The 14,916-nt window shown below is 59.2% G+C and carries 13 protein-coding genes; 7 read left to right on the top strand and 6 right to left on the bottom strand.

Annotated features, from left to right (window positions below; all coding sequences use genetic code 11):
• Positions 1-42: 42 nt before the first annotated feature.
• Complete coding sequence (locus KDX39_RS14930; protein WP_231660899.1) at positions 43-1,209, top strand: DUF1624 domain-containing protein; 1,167 nt, start codon at positions 43-45, stop codon at positions 1,207-1,209.
• A 133-nt stretch (positions 1,210-1,342) separates the two neighbouring features.
• On the opposite strand, the gene KDX39_RS14925 is transcribed toward KDX39_RS14930, so the two are convergent.
• The 5 genes from KDX39_RS14925 to KDX39_RS14905 form a co-directional block, all read right to left on the bottom strand.
• Positions 1,343-2,071, bottom strand: coding sequence for a DUF4198 domain-containing protein (locus KDX39_RS14925; protein WP_231660898.1), 729 nt, complete (start codon positions 2,069-2,071; stop codon positions 1,343-1,345).
• A gap of 24 nt (positions 2,072-2,095) precedes the next feature.
• Positions 2,096-4,216: a TonB-dependent siderophore receptor gene (locus KDX39_RS14920; protein WP_231660897.1), complete on the bottom strand. Its 2,121-nt coding sequence runs from the start codon at positions 4,214-4,216 to the stop codon at positions 2,096-2,098.
• A 204-nt stretch (positions 4,217-4,420) separates the two neighbouring features.
• Entirely contained in the window at positions 4,421-4,960 is a 540-nt protein-coding gene (locus KDX39_RS14915; protein WP_231660896.1) for a hypothetical protein, read from the bottom strand.
• A gap of 95 nt (positions 4,961-5,055) precedes the next feature.
• Positions 5,056-6,084 carry an ABC transporter substrate-binding protein gene (locus KDX39_RS14910; RefSeq protein WP_231660895.1) on the bottom strand — a complete coding sequence of 343 codons (1,029 nt, stop codon included), beginning with the start codon at positions 6,082-6,084 and terminating at the stop codon, positions 5,056-5,058.
• Positions 6,085-6,185: 101 nt separating this feature from the next.
• Entirely contained in the window at positions 6,186-7,163 is a 978-nt protein-coding gene (locus tag KDX39_RS14905) for an ABC transporter substrate-binding protein (RefSeq protein WP_231660894.1), read from the bottom strand.
• A gap of 202 nt (positions 7,164-7,365) precedes the next feature.
• On the opposite strand from KDX39_RS14905, the gene KDX39_RS14900 reads away from it, so the two are divergent.
• The 4 genes from KDX39_RS14900 (at position 7,366) to KDX39_RS14885 (ending at position 11,339) form a co-directional block, all read left to right on the top strand.
• Positions 7,366-8,181: a class II aldolase/adducin family protein gene (locus tag KDX39_RS14900; protein WP_231660893.1), complete on the top strand. Its 816-nt coding sequence runs from the start codon at positions 7,366-7,368 to the stop codon at positions 8,179-8,181.
• Positions 8,182-8,213: 32 nt separating this feature from the next.
• Complete coding sequence (locus KDX39_RS14895; protein WP_231660892.1) at positions 8,214-9,221, top strand: ABC transporter substrate-binding protein; 1,008 nt, start codon at positions 8,214-8,216, stop codon at positions 9,219-9,221.
• Positions 9,222-9,275: 54 nt separating this feature from the next.
• Positions 9,276-10,184: a glutaminase B gene (gene glsB, locus KDX39_RS14890; RefSeq protein WP_004885243.1), complete on the top strand. Its 909-nt coding sequence runs from the start codon at positions 9,276-9,278 to the stop codon at positions 10,182-10,184.
• Positions 10,185-10,265: 81 nt separating this feature from the next.
• Positions 10,266-11,339 (top strand): DUF1615 domain-containing protein, encoded by a 1,074-nt coding sequence (locus KDX39_RS14885; protein ID WP_231660997.1) that lies wholly within the window; start codon positions 10,266-10,268, stop codon positions 11,337-11,339.
• Positions 11,340-11,415: 76 nt separating this feature from the next.
• Here KDX39_RS14885 and KDX39_RS14880 read toward each other — a convergent pair whose 3' ends face one another.
• Positions 11,416-11,841 carry a DUF1810 domain-containing protein gene (locus KDX39_RS14880; protein ID WP_231660891.1) on the bottom strand — a complete coding sequence of 142 codons (426 nt, stop codon included), beginning with the start codon at positions 11,839-11,841 and terminating at the stop codon, positions 11,416-11,418.
• A gap of 91 nt (positions 11,842-11,932) precedes the next feature.
• On the opposite strand from KDX39_RS14880, the gene KDX39_RS14875 reads away from it, so the two are divergent.
• On the top strand, positions 11,933-13,744 hold the full coding sequence (locus KDX39_RS14875) for an ABC transporter ATP-binding protein (RefSeq protein WP_231660890.1): 1,812 nt from the start codon (positions 11,933-11,935) through the stop codon (positions 13,742-13,744).
• A gap of 119 nt (positions 13,745-13,863) precedes the next feature.
• Positions 13,864-14,901, top strand: a complete 1,038-nt coding sequence (locus tag KDX39_RS14870) for an NADP(H)-dependent aldo-keto reductase (protein WP_099227872.1) — start codon at positions 13,864-13,866, stop codon at positions 14,899-14,901.
• Positions 14,902-14,916 lie beyond the last annotated feature (15 nt).

Here is a 14,916-nt window from a genome sequence, read left to right as displayed (position 1 = left end):
ACAATCGACACTGCCCAACCTAACCACGGACTTCTATCTTTCATGACGACAGCTGTTCATCCCTCCCGCGCGCCGACTTCCCGGCTGCGTTCCATCGACGCTCTTCGCGGGCTGATCATTCTTTTCATGCTGCTGGACCATGTGCGGGAAACCTTTTTTCTGCACCGTCAGGTACTCGACCCCATGGAAGTGGCGAACACCGAGCCCGAGCTGTTTTTCAGCCGCTTGCTGGCACACCTGTGTGCGCCGCTGTTCGTCCTGCTGACCGGGCTTTCGGCGTACCTGTATGGCGAAAAATACAGCGGCCGGGCGGACGTCTCGGCGTTCCTGCTCAAGCGCGGCCTGTTCCTGATCGCCCTCGAGTTCACGCTGGTGAGCTTTGCCTGGACCTTCCAGTTCCCGCCGACCGTGATCTACCTGCAAGTGATCTGGGCCATCGGCCTCAGCATGGTGGCGCTGTCTGCAATGGTCTACCTGCCGCGTTGGGCGCTGGTGGTGATTGGCGTGGTGATCATTGCCGGTCACAACCTGCTGGATTCGCTGCACTTCGGCGTCGAGTCGGCGATGCACATTCCGTGGGCCATCCTGCATGACCGTGGCTGGATCGACGTCTCGGACAACCTGCGCTTGCGTACCTCGTATCCGTTGCTTCCCTGGATCGGCATCATCGCGCTGGGTTACGCCGCCGGGCCATGGTTTTCGGCGGGGTACGACGCCGCCTCACGCCGCGCCAGGTTGTGGATGTGCGGTCTGGGTGCGCTGTTGGGCTTTCTGGTATTGCGTCTGATCAACGGCTACGGTGAAAAGCCATGGCGTGTGGGCGAGACCGAACTGCAGACCGTGATGAGCTTTCTGAACATCACCAAGTACCCGCCGTCGTTGCTGTTTATCAGCCTGACGCTGGGCATTGGCATGCTGATCCTGATCGCCTTCGAACGGTGTCAGGAAAAAGGCTGGCTGCGGCCGCTGGTGGTGCTGGGTTCGGCACCTATGTTCTTCTATCTGCTGCACCTGTATGTGCTGAAGATTCTGTACCTGATCGCACTGGCGATCTGGGGCCAGAACCAAGGCAACTACTTTGGCTTCGACCACATGTGGGGTGTCTGGCTGACGTCGGTCGTACTCGCGGTCGTGCTGTTCCCTGCCGTGCGCTGGTTCGCGTCACTCAAGGCCCGGCGTCGGGACATCACCTGGTTGAAGTATTTGTAAGCCAGTGCGGTCATGGCGTACGGATGCGCTTGCCTCTCACAGTCAGTGTTTGCTGCCAGACAGGGCTGTGTCAGCCGCAAAGAGGCCTCTCACAACCCCGTGTTCGCTGCGCATCAGCGCAGCGTGTCAGGCATCAATCGTGGTGCTCTTCACCGACAAAGCTCAGCGAAGTGAACAGGCCGCGCTCGGCAATATCGGCGTTGTCCTTCACCGGCAGCGTCACTTCGGCCGCGATGATGTTCAGGCCTTCGTTGCGTACCACCACCGTGGCCATTCCCTGAGCATCGGTCTCGGCACTGACCACGTCAGGCGCGCTGCGGTAATCACCGATCAGCTTGATGCCCGCAGCCGGTTTGCCATCGACCAGCACCTTGACCGGCAGCGGTTTGCCGACGCCGACCTTCAGCGGATCAGCCTGCGGCACGATGACAAAATTCAGCTTTTCGAACGTCGGCAGCTTCGCACCTTCTTCATAAATCGCCACGCTGTACTTGAACGTGTGGATCGAGTCGGTGCCGTTGGGCACCTTGCTGCGTCCCTCGTTGATCCATTTCTTTTCGGCGTTGCGGGTCCACATGCCGTTGTCCAGTGCGACCGACAGGATGGCCGGCGGCTTGATCGGCACCAGACGCGAGTGATCGTCCAGACGCTGTACGGTGACCGGAATCATCCGTCCCTGACGGTCATACGCCCAGGCGCCGCTGACTTTCTGCGCCTTGAACGCGTTGTCCTCGGCACCGTGGCCGTAGACCACTTCGATGTTGCCTCGACGCTGTTCGGTCCACAAACCATGGGCACTGACCTGAGCGGCGAACAGTGCGCTGAGCAGGCTCAGGGCCACGAGCGGTTTCGATGAAAGCATGATGCATCCTTGTTGTTTTAGTGATCAGAGATTCAGTGTGAGGCTGACGGTGAAGTTACGTGGCTCACCCGGCGCGACCCAGTAATTGCTGAAGGAACGCTCATAATATTTCTCGTCGAAAATATTGTTGAGGTTCAAACCCACGGTGACGTTATCGCTGGCCTTGTAATGCGCAAGCAGGTCCACCGTCTGGTAGGCAGGCAGCTCGAACCGGGTGCCTGACTCGCCGGAACGGTCGCCGACATAGGTGTAGGCCGCGCCCACGTCCGAACCGCGCAATACGCCTTCCTGGAATTCATAGACACCCAACAGACTGCCGCTGTGCTTTGCCACGCCCAGAATCCGGCTACCGGTGGGGATCGTGCGGTCGCCCTTGGTGACTTCGGCGTCGATGTAGGCGAAGGCGCCGATCACGCGGACTGCTTCGGTTACCTGTCCGGTGAATTGCAGGTCGAAACCCTGGCTGCGTGCCTTGCCCACGGCGCGATTGGTGTCGGTGGACGGATCGAGTGCCAGCACGTTTTCCTTCTCGATGTGGAACGCCGACAGCGTGGTGCTCAGCCGATCATCGAACAGCTCGCCCTTGATACCGGCTTCATAACCAACGCCTTCTTCCGGGTCGAAGGTGTTGCCCGACGCGTCGAGCCCGTTGTTGGGTTTGAACGAAGTCGAGACGTTGGTGAACAGGCCCACCTGCGGCGTGAGCTGATACAGAAGCCCCGCACGCTGAGTGAACGCATCCTGTCGCTGACCGGACGTCCGGTTGGTGGTGTAGTCATCGATCTGCTGATCGAAATGCTCGAAGCGCGCACCGACCATCCCGCGCAGTCTGTCGGTGAATACAATCTGGTCCTGCAGGTTCAACGCACGGCTTTCGACATGCTCGAAGAAGTCAGTGCCCGAGCGGGCACCATTGGGTTTTGGCTGACCGTAGACCGGATTGTAGAGATCGATGGCGTAAGTGGTTCCCGCAACCGGCGCGATATTGGTGACGCGTTCGTTTTTGCGGTAGTTCTCGTATTCGGTGCCGATCAGTACTTCGTGCTCAAGGCCCATGCCTTCGAAACGGCCGCGCAGCTCCAACTGGGTAATGCTGTCGTGCCAGTTGTTGTCACGCTCGCGATAGCGGCGGTTGACCGTGCGGCCGTCGGCGCTCAGCGGGCGCGACTCGCTGGCGTAGCCCGACATCTCGCCTTGTTTGTAATGGCTGGCCAGGCGCAGTGACCAGATGTCATTGAGCTGATGATCCAGTGCGAACTGGACCATGTTGTTGTCGTTATCAATGTCGTCGTCGGGTTCGCCGAGAAAGGTCGAGCGCGACACGCCGCTCCATTTGTTGTTGGGCGCAACGACGCCGCGGTCGAAGGTCGATGTGTGACGGACGAACTCGGTTTCCACCAACAGGTGCGTGTCAGGATTCAGCTGCCAACTGAAGGAGGGTGCAACGAACACCCGTTTGCTTTCGACGTGATCGCGAAAGCTGTTGTTGTCTTCGACTGCCAGATTGACTCGCGACAGCAGGTTGCCTTCCTCGTCGAGGGGCGTGTTGACGTCCAGCGCCGTGCGGTAGCGGTCCCAACTGCCTGCGCTGGTCTGCAGGGTGGTGAAGGCTTCGCGCTGGGGCTTCTTGGTGACGATATTAACGGTGCCGCCCGGGTCGCCTCGGCCATACAGGCTGGCGGCGGGACCCTTGAGTACCTCGATACGCTCGATGTTCGCCGCATCAGGTGTGGCGGGGTAGCCTCGGTTGGCACTGAAACCGTCCTTGTAAAACTCGGAGGTGGTGAAGCCGCGAATGCTGTACTCGTAGAGCGTCAGGCCACCAAAATTATTCTGCTTCGACACGCCGCCAGCGAAGTCCAGCGCACGGTCGACGCTGTTGCTGCCCAGATCCTTCAGCACAGAAGCAGGCACCACGCTGATCGACTGCGCAATGTCCTTGATGGCGGTATCGGTCTTGGTCGCCGTAGCGGAGCGGGTCGCGCGATAACCCTGAACAGGACTGGTTGCCGTTTCAAATTGATAGTCAGAGGTAACGTTGACGCTTTCCAGCTCGAGGGTGTGTGGCTGTTCTTCCGCAAAACCGGTATTGCCGAGCATCCCGATGGCCAAGCCTGCCAGAGACGCAATTCTACGAGACGACATGTGAGACTTCCTGATAGTTATGGATACAATATAACATCTCCGATGAGAATTGTTTCCATACAGGAATGCCCTGAACGCACAAATTTTGCAAAGCCTGACGCAGCCGAATCCTTGAGGTTTCAGCGCATTGAGACAGGGGAGGGAGTTCGATACTCAAACGAACGGAGCGCAGCCCCGTTCGTGTTCAGCCGTGATGAGCCGTGGTTACTTGACGCGGTTGCTGAGGGTGCTGACCGTGCCTTTCAGCGAGTTGAGTTCACTGCGCGTGTTGCTGATATCGTTTTTGAGGCTGGAAAGATCGCTGCTGCTGGCGCTTGAACCGGAATTGCGCTTCAAGTCACCGACCTGACTCTGCAGCGCTGTGAGAGCCCGGCTCTGATCGTCGACTTTGCTTTTAAGGCCGGAAACATCGCTGTCGCTGCTGCGCGACGAGTTGCTATTGTTGCGTTTGAGTTCCTCGATAAGGCGTGCCTGAGCCTCGACGGTCTGCTTCAGACTTTCAATCCTCGCCGCATTCTGTCTGGAGTCGTTCAGCAGCGCCTGAAGATCGCCCAGAGTGACATTGGTACTGCGTACCGAATAAACCGAATTGACCGCCTCGTAATGGGTTGTGGCCAGGTTGTCCTGACTGGATGCGCTGCCAGGGTTGAACTCGAGTGCTTGCGCCTGCGAAAAGGCCAGACCGCTTATCAATAACGCCGCGAAACGAGAACCCCAACGCGATGAAAAAGAGTGACTAGCCATTACCTGAATTTCCTTGTCGGGTGCCGAAAATGGCACATTGATATGACTGAGATTCAGGTATCTGGTTCATGACCTGCCAGGGTTTATTTCTTTCCTCAACTGCCCTGTAACGGCTTCTCATCCTGAAAGAAATAGTCCTTCCATGAAGCAGGCTTGTTCTTGATAGCGCCGACGCGGTACAGGAATTCGGCCAGCGGATAAGTGTTCTTGGGGGTGATGGTGAACTGGAATTCCGGCCGGTCGATGATCTTGAGCAACTCGGCCCGGTCGATTTTCGATTTCGTCACACGGAGGTAGGTGTCGGCGGCAGCACCGATGTCCTTGCGGACGAACTGCTCGGCCTCGCTCAATGCTTCGATGAACGCCTTATAGGTCTTGGGATTTTCGTTGCGGAATTTCTCGGTGGCAAACAGAACGGTCGGGGAGTTCGGACCGAACAGGTCGTAAGTGTTCAACACCACGTGCACGTTGGGATTGTGCAGTTCCTGATCCTGATAGGGTGGGTTTGAGAAGTGTCCGTTCAACTCGGTACCACCGGCAATCAGGCTGGCGGCGGCGTCCGGATGCGGCAGGCTGATGGTGTATTTGTCGAGCCGCGCGAACTCCTTGTCGCCCCATTGTCTGGCCGCAGCATATTGCAAATAGCGCGACTGCACGGAAACACTGACGGCAGGCACCGCGATGCGGTCCTTTTCGGTGAAGTCGGCGATGCTCTTGACCTTGGGGTTGTTGCTGACCAGGTAATACGGGAAGTTGCCCAGCGAGGCGACTGCCTTGACGTTCTGCCTGCCGAGTGTGCGGTCCCAGATGGTCAGCAGCGGGCCTACGCCTGCACCCGCGATATCGATGGAGCCGGACAGCAGCGCGTCATTGACCGCCGAGCCACCGGACAATTGTGTCCAGTCGACCTTGATCTCCAGACCGTCTTCCTTGCCGTGTTTCTCGATCAACTGTTGATCACGCACCACGTTGAGCAGCAGATAGACAATCCCGAACTGTTCGGCAATGCGGATTTCCCCTTCGGCCTGCGCCGTTCCTGGGGCCAGCAGTGAACCGGTGATCAGTGTGGCGGCGAGGCCTAGGGCTTTTGCCAGGCGTGAGGTTGGTTTGTCGATCGTTGACATGTGCTGCTCCAGTAACTGCAATATTTTTTCGAGAGTAGCGCTATAAAAAATATTATTTAAATAACTTTAATGAATAACCATAGGCCGCTTGAGCAGGCACTTCATGCCAGTTGAAATTGCCGGTCCCAGAGTGGCGACACGTCAATCCTTTCGCTCAGCACACCCGCTTCGAAAAACACGTCAGCGACTTCCTGCTGTGACGCGATGGCCTGATCATCAATGGCTCTGAGCTTCCATGGCTGACTGCGGTTGGCGATCTGATCAGCGAACACTGCCTTGTCGATGCCCAGCAGTTTTCCGGATTTCTCGGCCCACGCTTCAGGGTGATCGTTGATCCATTCCAGGGTCTGGCGCTGGCGCGTGAGGTAGTCGGTGATGGCTTGGCGGCGCAGTGGGTCGGCCAGTGCAGCGGGGCGGGCGGCCAGCAGGTAGTTGCCGGACAGGTAGCCCAGGGCTGTTTTCAGCACGCGAGCGCCGCTGCGAAATTTGGCGAGCTGGATGAAGGTTCCGTAAGTCACCCAGGCGTCGAGCTGGCCACTTTGAAAGGCGGTGAAACCGTCCTGCGGTGTGAGCGCAATGGCATTCACGTCATCCATGCTCAGGCCTTGTTCCTTGAGCGCCTTGATCAGGAAGTAATGGGCCGTGGTGGCTTTGACATACCCGACGCGCTTGCCCCGCAATTCAGCGACCGACTCAATGCGTGACGCTTCGGGAATCAGAAACACCTGATTGTTGACGTCGCCTTCCATCACCGCGATCAGCTTGGGCTGGCGATGGCTCTGAATCGAAAAGATCGGCGGTATCTCGCTCATCGAACCAAGGTCGATACTGCCTGATGCTATCGCTTCGACGATGAGATTACCGCCCGGAAACTCGGAAAACTGCACCTTGTAAGGCCGTTCGTCGTTGCCGGCGTTTTCATTGAAATTGGCGTCTCCGCCTCGGTAGGTCGCGACCTGCAGGGTCAGGTCGGCCAGTGGATCCTGAGCGAACAGACGGGGCGTCAGACCCAGTGTCGCCGCGCCGAGGGTCACGGCGCTGGCCGTCAGAAAACTTCTTCGGTTGAACGTTTTACTCATGCGGTCTCGTCCATGCGGTCCGGCAAGCCGGAAAGTGGTCCAGTTCCTGAAGCGTTCAGAAACGTCGAGCATCGATGTAAGCATAACGCCGTATTTTAATATTCTACTTTTTTATAATTAGCTTATAAATAAATGTGCTTTTTAAATGATTTCTTATGCGCATAGGCTTGTTTCATCGCCTTCGATAGTCAGGGACATCATCATGAGCAACGTCAGCGCATTGCCGATCCAGCCAGGCACGGCATCCTCGTCCGGCCTCCGTGTGCAGGACAGGGTTTCGCCGCAAGAATGGGAGGTACGGGTCAAGCTTGCCGCGGCCTATCGTCTCGCCGCGCTCAAGCGCTGGACCGATCACATCTACACGCATTTTTCCGCCCGCGTGCCGGGGCCGGACCAGCACTTCCTGATCAACCCCTTCGGCCTGCTGTTCGACGAGATCACCGCCTCCAATCTGGTCAAGGTCGATATCGACGGCACCGTTGTCGATGACCCCACCGGGCTGGGCATCAACTACGCCGGCTATGTGATTCACAGCGCCATTCATGCTGCGCGTCATGACTTGCAGGCGGTGCTGCATACCCACACCCGCGACGGCATCGCCGTGTCCGCGCAGAAGGACGGTCTGCTGCCGATTTCTCAACACGCGATCGCCTTTTCCGGCCGCGTGGCGTACCACGGCTATGAAGGCATCGCGCTGGATCTGGACGAGCGCGAACGACTGGTGACGGACCTTGGCGACAAGAGCGTGATGATCCTGCGCAACCACGGGTTGCTGACCGGCGGCGTCAGTGTCGAGCACGCCTTTCAGCAACTGCACAATCTGGAGTACGCCTGCAATATCCAGATTGCCGCGCAATCGGCAGGCAATGCAGAGCTGGTAATACCGCCGCGCGAAGTCATTGCCAAGGTGGAAGAGCAGGCCAACGTCATCAAGGACGGCCACGGGCCTGGGGTGGCTCGGCACTGGAACGCGCTGATCCGGGAACTGGAGCGCACCGGCACCGACTACAAGACCTGACTGACGCATCACCCGCACAAGGACGCACATTCATGGGTTTCACATATTGGGTCAGAAGCTGCGCCGCCGTGCTGGCGTTCAGTGCGTTGTTCGGCTGCGGCAATGACGACCGGAAAGTGGTTTCCAGCAACGAAACGGTGGACTGGTCGAGGGTAAAACTGGTGCTGGGCGATCAGGCGAAGGGCCTGCGCACCGTGGTCGAGGCATCAAAGGCTTTCGACGGCGTGCCCTATCAGGTCGAGTGGGCCAACTTTCAGGGCGCAGCCCCCCTGTTCGAAGCCCTGCGCGCGGGCGCTGTCGACCTGGCACCGGCTGGTGACACCCCGGTCCTGGCAGCGGCTACCGGCGGCGCGCCGTTACGCATCGTCGCGGTGCGCCGCAGTCAGGCGCGCAGCATTGCGATTCTGGTGCCCAAGGATTCCCCGATCCAGACAGTGGCCGATCTCAAGGGTCGCAACGTGGTGATCTCTTCGGCGCGTGGCAGCATCTCTCAGTACCTGTTGATCCGGGCGCTGGCCAATGCCGGGGTCAATGAATCTGAGGTGAACATCGGTTTCGTCATGCCGACCGATGCGCTGCCCGCATTCAACGCAGGCAAGATAGAAGCCTGGGCGACATTCGGCGTCTATCAGGCGTTTGCCGAAGAGCAGGGCGCCCGCGTGTTGCGTAGCGGTGAGGGCATCAATACCGGCCTGACCTTCATCACTGCCTCGGACGACGTACTGAGCGATCCCGTCCGGCGTCAGGCCCTCAACGACGTGCTCAAGCGTCTGGCCAACGCACTGGACTGGGCGCGTACCCACACCGATCAGTACGCCGAGGTCTTTGCCAGGGTCAACGACATTCCTCTACCGGTATCGCGCCGACTGCAGAGCTGGGGTATCGAAGCACTGGAACCGGTCGAAGATCGCGACGTCGAGGCCCTTCAGCAGGTCGATGATCTGTTCGTCGAGAAGAAAATCTTTCCCCATGCCGTCAAGGTCGCGGAACTGGTGGACCGCCAGGTATTCGAGAAGAGGCGGGATTTCACCTCGCGATGATGCCAGCCGCTTGTTGTTGGTGTAGTGTGCGCACCCAAAACAAGGGGCGCCTACATGCAAGACCTGCTGAACGAAATCCTCGATGAAGTGAGACCCTTGATCGGTCAGGGCAAGGTCGCCGATTACATTCCCGCGCTGGGGGGCGTACGGCCCGATCAACTGGGCATCGCGGTGTACGGCAACGATGGCCAGATGTTCAGCGCAGGCGATGCTGAAACGCGGTTTTCGATCCAGAGCATTTCCAAGGTGTTCAGTCTGGTGCAGGCCATCGGCCATTCGGGCGAGGACATCTGGCAGCGTCTCGGTCACGAGCCTTCCGGTCAGCCGTTCAATTCGCTTGTGCAGCTGGAGTTCGAACGGGGCAGGCCACGCAACCCGTTCATCAATGCCGGTGCGCTGGTGATCTGCGACATCAATCAGGCACGCTTCGCGGCACCTTCGCTGTCGATGCGCGACTTTGTCAGGCGTCTGTGCGGCAACCCGTCGATCACCTCCGACTCCAAAGTCGCCGAATCCGAATACCAGCACCGTTCGCGCAACGCCGCAGCGGCGTACCTGATGAAGTCGTTCGACAACTTTCATGGTGACGTCGAAGACGTGCTGCGCAGCTATTTCCATCATTGCGCCCTGAGTATGAGCTGCATCGATCTGGCCCGCGCCTTCGGTTTTCTGGCCAATCAGGGTTTCTGCATCCACAGTGGCGAGCAGATACTGAGCGCTCGACAGGCCACACAACTGAACTCGATCATGGCCACCAGCGGTCTTTACGACGAGGCGGGCAATTTTGCCTACCGGGTCGGTCTGCCGGGCAAGAGCGGCGTAGGTGGCGGCATTGTCGCCGTTGTGCCAGAGCGGTTCTCGGTCTGTGTGTGGTCCCCGGAATTGAACGCAGCGGGCAATTCGCTTGTCGGTATGGCTGCGCTGGAAAAGCTCAGTGCAAGGATCGATTGGTCAGTGTTCTGACGCAGGACACTGAGCCCGGACTCAGACGTGTACAGGTAGCGGGGTCAAGGATTGAATCAAAGTCTGTTCAAATCGCTCACGATGAGCGTCGCGTTGATGCTGCTGGCCGCGTGCGGCACCCAGCGACCTCAGGAACCCGAACTGAGCCCCGATCAGGCGCGGGCGCGAATCCTGCGCCTGATGCCGGCCACGGTCAGTGACAGGCAGGCGTGGGCCACCGATATCCATGCGGCCTTCGCGGCGCAGAAAATTCCCCTGACCACTGAGAATGTCTGTTCGGTACTGGCCGTGACGGAGCAGGAGTCCACCTATCAGGTCGATCCTGCCGTTCCGGACATGGGGCGCATCGCACGTGCCGAGATCAATCGTCGTGCGGCGCGGCTGCACATTCCCAAAGCCTTGATCGACACGGCGCTGCGCGTCCGCTCGCCAGATGGCAAAACCTACGGCAAGCGCCTGGATACCGCCCGCACCGAAAAAGAGCTGAGCGCGATCTTCGATGACTTCATCGGCATGGTCCCGCTGGGACAGGCGTTGTTCGGCAACTTCAACCCGGTCAAGACTGGCGGTCCGATGCAGGTCAGCATTGCCTTCGCAGAAAAGCGTGCCGAGGATTATCCCTACACGGTTGACGGTTCTATCCGACGCGAGGTGTTTACCCGGCGTGGCGGCATGTACTTTGGCATCGCGCACTTGCTGGGCTATCCGGTGAGTTACGACAAAACTCTGTACCGCTTCGCGGATTTCAACGCAGGCTGGTACGCGAGTCGCAACGCCGCGTTTCAGGCAGCGGTGAGTCAGGCCACAGGCATCAATCTGGCGCTCGATGGCGACCTGATTCGTTTTGACTCCACGTCGCCGGGTTCGACCGAGTTGGCGGTGCGGACACTGGGTGACCGGCTGGGCATGAACAAGTCGCAGATATGGAGTCAGCTCAAGCAGGGTGACACCTTCGAGTTCGAGGAAACCGAGCTGTACCGCAAGGTGTTTGCGATGGCTGACAAAGCTGCCGGCAAGCCGCTACCTCGGGCAATCCTGCCGGGCATTACCCTGAAGAGTCCCAAGATCACCCGCACACTGACCACCGCCTGGTTCGCCGAGCGGGTGGATGACCGGCGTGAACGCTGCGTACAGCGTGCGCCAGCGGGGATGTAGTCCAACCCACTGACGTTCCCACGCTTCCTGAGTGGTAACGCCGCTCAGGACACTCGGAATTCGCTGTGAAACCGATTCAACCGCGTACCAGCTTCACTGTCATCGCATCCGGCTCACCGTCGAAAAATGTGTCCAGCACTTCCTGAAACACCGGCCGGTCAGGCGCTGCAAGTTTGAACAGGGTCATGCTCGAATGCAGCTTCATGTCGTCCGGCGAATTGAATATTTGCCGCGCCGTACGTTCTACCTGTGGGGCAATGAGGTGCGCGCACTGTTCAAGGCGCGGTCCGAGCACCGGATGTAGCAGGTAGGACCTGGCCTCATCGAGGCTGCTGATGGCATAGCGCTGGGCCATTTCGCTGCGACCCAGTCCACGGATCTGTGGAAACACAAACCACATCCAGTGGCTGCGTTTCTTCCCGGCTTCAAGCTCCGCCAGTACCTGAGTGAATACGGGTTGTTGAGCCACCACAAAGCGCTGCAGGTTGTAAACATCGTTCACGATGAGCCTCCTGTTTTTTAGCGAGCCTGCGTTTGCGGCCGTATGATGGCCGACCTTTCAGGTTGGTCCGGTATCAAGAGTTCTATTGCGTATGCCCGTTTTCAAGCGTTTTTCGTCGTTCATGCAGCAGGCCTTTCGGGCAATGCAACTAGTCTGGACCACGTCCAGATGGCTGTCGCTGGGCTTGATCCTTGCCACGCTGGTGGCTGGCCTGTTGCCCGCACTGGCGGCCTGGCTGGGTCAGCGCATTGTGGATGCTGTGGTCAGCGCCATGCAATTGCATGCCAGCACCGGCGAAGCGCCGCTCTGGCCGGTGTTGCGCTACGTGCTGTTCGAGGCGGGCGTCCTTGCGTTGCTGGCTGCCGCTCAGCGCGGCCTGTCGGTGCAGCAGGCACTGTTGCGGGTATTGCTGGGGCAGAAGGTCAACACCCTGATTCTGGAAAAGGCGCAGACCCTGTCTCTGATGCAGTTCGAAGACTCGGAGTTCTACGACAAGCTGGTGCGCGTGCGGCGTGAGGCCTCGACAAGGCCGCTGGCGCTGGTCACCAAGTCGCTGGGCCTGCTGCAGAACCTGATCTCGTTGATCAGCTTTGCCGTGCTGCTGGTGCATTTCTCACCCTGGGCGCTGGTTATTCTGGTGCTTGGCGCATTGCCGGTGTTCTTTGCCGAGGCGCATTTTTCCGGTGATGCATTCCGTTTGTTCACCCGTCGCGCTCCGGAAACACGCCGCCAGAACTACATCGAAACGCTGCTTTCCCACGAGGGGTACATCAAGGAGGTCAAGCTGTTCGGTTTCGCGCCGCTGCTGCTCAAGCGCTACCGCGAGACCTTCGAACGGCTGTACGCGGAGGACCGTCGCCTGACTGTACGCCGTGACGGCTGGGGATTTGTCCTTGGTCTGCTGGGCACTGCCGCGTTCTATCTCGCTTACGCCTGGGTGGTGGTCGATGCGGTGCATGGACGTATCACGCTTGGCCAGATGACCATGTACCTGGTGCTGTTCAAACAAGGTCAGGCTGCCGTCAGCAGCAGCCTCAGCGCGATCAGTGGTCTCTACGAAGATGGTCTGTATCTGGCGGATCTGTATGTCTACCTCGCCCAGCCGGTCATCCTGCCGACCGGCAGCCTGACTCAGGGCGCGGCTCCGGGCGATGGGCTGCGTTTCGAGGACGTTGGCTTCACCTATCCTGGTACCAGCCGCCCTGCGCTTGAGCACATCGACCTGCATCTGGCGCCGGGCCGCAGCGTGGCACTGGTTGGCGAAAACGGCTCCGGGAAGACCACCCTGATCAAGCTGTTGACGCGGCTCTACAAGCCCGATCATGGACGCATCCTGCTCGACGGCAGCGATCTTCAGGAGTGGGACGAAGAGGCGCTGCGCACCCGTATCGGGGTGATCTTTCAGGACTTCATTCGCTACCAGTTTCTGGTCGGCGAGAACCTCGGCGTCGGTGACACGGAAGCGTTTCACGATGAAACCCGCTGGCGCGAAGCCGCGGCTCAGGGCATGGCTGCGCAGTTCATCGAACAGCTCGATAAGGGGTACGAAACGCAATTGGGGCGTTGGTTCGCGGGCGGACAGGAGCTGTCCGGTGGCCAATGGCAGAAGATTGCGCTGTCACGTGCCTACATGCGCCGCGATGCCGACATTCTGATTCTCGACGAGCCGACGGCCGCGCTGGATGCCGGGGCGGAAGCCGCGGTGTTCGATCACTTTCGTGAGTACGCCAAGGGGCGCATGACCCTGCTGATCTCTCATCGATTTTCCAGCGTGCGCAATGCCGAACACATTGTGGTGCTGGAATACGGCAAGGTCCTGGAGCGGGGCAGCCATGACAGCCTGATCGAGGCGCAAGGCCGCTACGCGGCGCTTTTCGACCTGCAGGCCCAAGGCTATCGCTAGATGAAGGCCGTCATGAAAAGCGACAAAAGTCCTTGCAGTGCGTCATCGACAGGCGTTTTATAGGGCTCGTTTTTACGGCACCCCTGTGTGCTTTTTTCTGAAACCGGATGGAGTCATCAATGCAATTTCGTTCATTGGGCAAGACTGACCTGTCGGTCAGCGCCATCACTCTGGGCACCATGACCTGGGGCGAGCAGAACACGCAGGAAGAGGCATTCGAACAGATTCGCATGGCCAAAGACGCCGGCGTCAACTTCCTCGACACCGCCGAGATGTACCCGGTGCCGCCGCGTGGCGAAACCTACACCAAGACCGAAAGCATCATCGGCGAATACTTCAAGAAGTACGGAGACCGCAGCGACTGGGTCCTGGCGAGCAAGGTGGCCGGGCCAGGCCGCATGGAGCACATCCGCGATGGCAACCCGCGTCTGGATCGCCACAACATCACCGTCGCGCTGGATGCCAGCCTCAAGCGTCTGAATACCGATTATCTGGACCTGTACCAACTGCACTGGCCGGACCGCAAGACCAACTTCTTCGGCGTTCTGGGCTACACCCACGACCCGGACGACGTGTCGGTCGAGATCGAAGAAACCCTGTCGGTACTGGGCGATCTGGTCAAGGCGGGCAAGATCCGTCATTTCGGCCTGTCCAACGAAACGCCGTGGGGCACCCAGCGTTTCCTGCATCTGGCTGAAAAACTGGACCTGCCGCGCGCCGTATCGATCCAGAACCCGTACAACCTGCTGAACCGCACCTTCGAAGTCGGCCTGGCGGAAATCGCCATTCGCGAGCAGATTGGTCTGCTGGCGTATTCGCCGCTGGCGTTTGGTGTTCTGGCTGGCAAGTACCTGGACGGCGCACGTCCTGCCGATGGCCGTCTGACCCTGTTCGAGCGCTTCCAGCGTTACAACAATGCGCAGGCCGTCAGTGCGACCGCCAAATACGTGGCACTGGCCCGCGAGCACGGCCTGGACCCCTCGCAGATGGCGCTGGCCTATGTCACCAGCCGGCCTTTCGTGACCAGCAACATCATCGGCGCCACCAAGCTGGATCAACTGGCGGTCAACCTGGCGAGCATTGATGTCACGCTGTCGGACGAAGTGATTGCCGGGATCGAAGCCATACATATTTCGCAACCTAACCCGGCTCCGTAAGCGGAACGCCACTGA

The organism is Pseudomonas sp. CDFA 610 (assembly GCF_021147865.1).
In the GTDB taxonomy this organism is placed as follows: Bacteria; Pseudomonadota; Gammaproteobacteria; order Pseudomonadales; family Pseudomonadaceae; genus Aquipseudomonas; species Aquipseudomonas alliivorans.
Note: the sequence above shows the minus strand (reverse complement) of the source record. Positions and strands in the feature narration are given on the sequence as shown.

Bases quoted from the DNA above. Each gene is read 5' to 3' on its own strand.
- KDX39_RS14930 (WP_231660899.1), top strand. From the start codon at position 43: ATGACGACAGCTGTTCATCCCTCCCGCGCGCCGACTTCCCGGCTGCGT.
- KDX39_RS14925 (WP_231660898.1), bottom strand. From the start codon at position 2,071: ATGCTTTCATCGAAACCGCTCGTGGCCCTGAGCCTGCTCAGCGCACTG.
- KDX39_RS14920 (WP_231660897.1), bottom strand. From the start codon at position 4,216: ATGTCGTCTCGTAGAATTGCGTCTCTGGCAGGCTTGGCCATCGGGATG.
- KDX39_RS14915 (WP_231660896.1), bottom strand. From the start codon at position 4,960: ATGGCTAGTCACTCTTTTTCATCGCGTTGGGGTTCTCGTTTCGCGGCG.
- KDX39_RS14910 (WP_231660895.1), bottom strand. From the start codon at position 6,084: ATGTCAACGATCGACAAACCAACCTCACGCCTGGCAAAAGCCCTAGGC.
- KDX39_RS14905 (WP_231660894.1), bottom strand. From the start codon at position 7,163: ATGAGTAAAACGTTCAACCGAAGAAGTTTTCTGACGGCCAGCGCCGTG.
- KDX39_RS14900 (WP_231660893.1), top strand. From the start codon at position 7,366: ATGAGCAACGTCAGCGCATTGCCGATCCAGCCAGGCACGGCATCCTCG.
- KDX39_RS14895 (WP_231660892.1), top strand. From the start codon at position 8,214: ATGGGTTTCACATATTGGGTCAGAAGCTGCGCCGCCGTGCTGGCGTTC.
- glsB (WP_004885243.1), top strand. From the start codon at position 9,276: ATGCAAGACCTGCTGAACGAAATCCTCGATGAAGTGAGACCCTTGATC.
- KDX39_RS14885 (WP_231660997.1), top strand. From the start codon at position 10,266: ATGAGCGTCGCGTTGATGCTGCTGGCCGCGTGCGGCACCCAGCGACCT.
- KDX39_RS14875 (WP_231660890.1), top strand. From the start codon at position 11,933: ATGCCCGTTTTCAAGCGTTTTTCGTCGTTCATGCAGCAGGCCTTTCGG.
- KDX39_RS14870 (WP_099227872.1), top strand. From the start codon at position 13,864: ATGCAATTTCGTTCATTGGGCAAGACTGACCTGTCGGTCAGCGCCATC.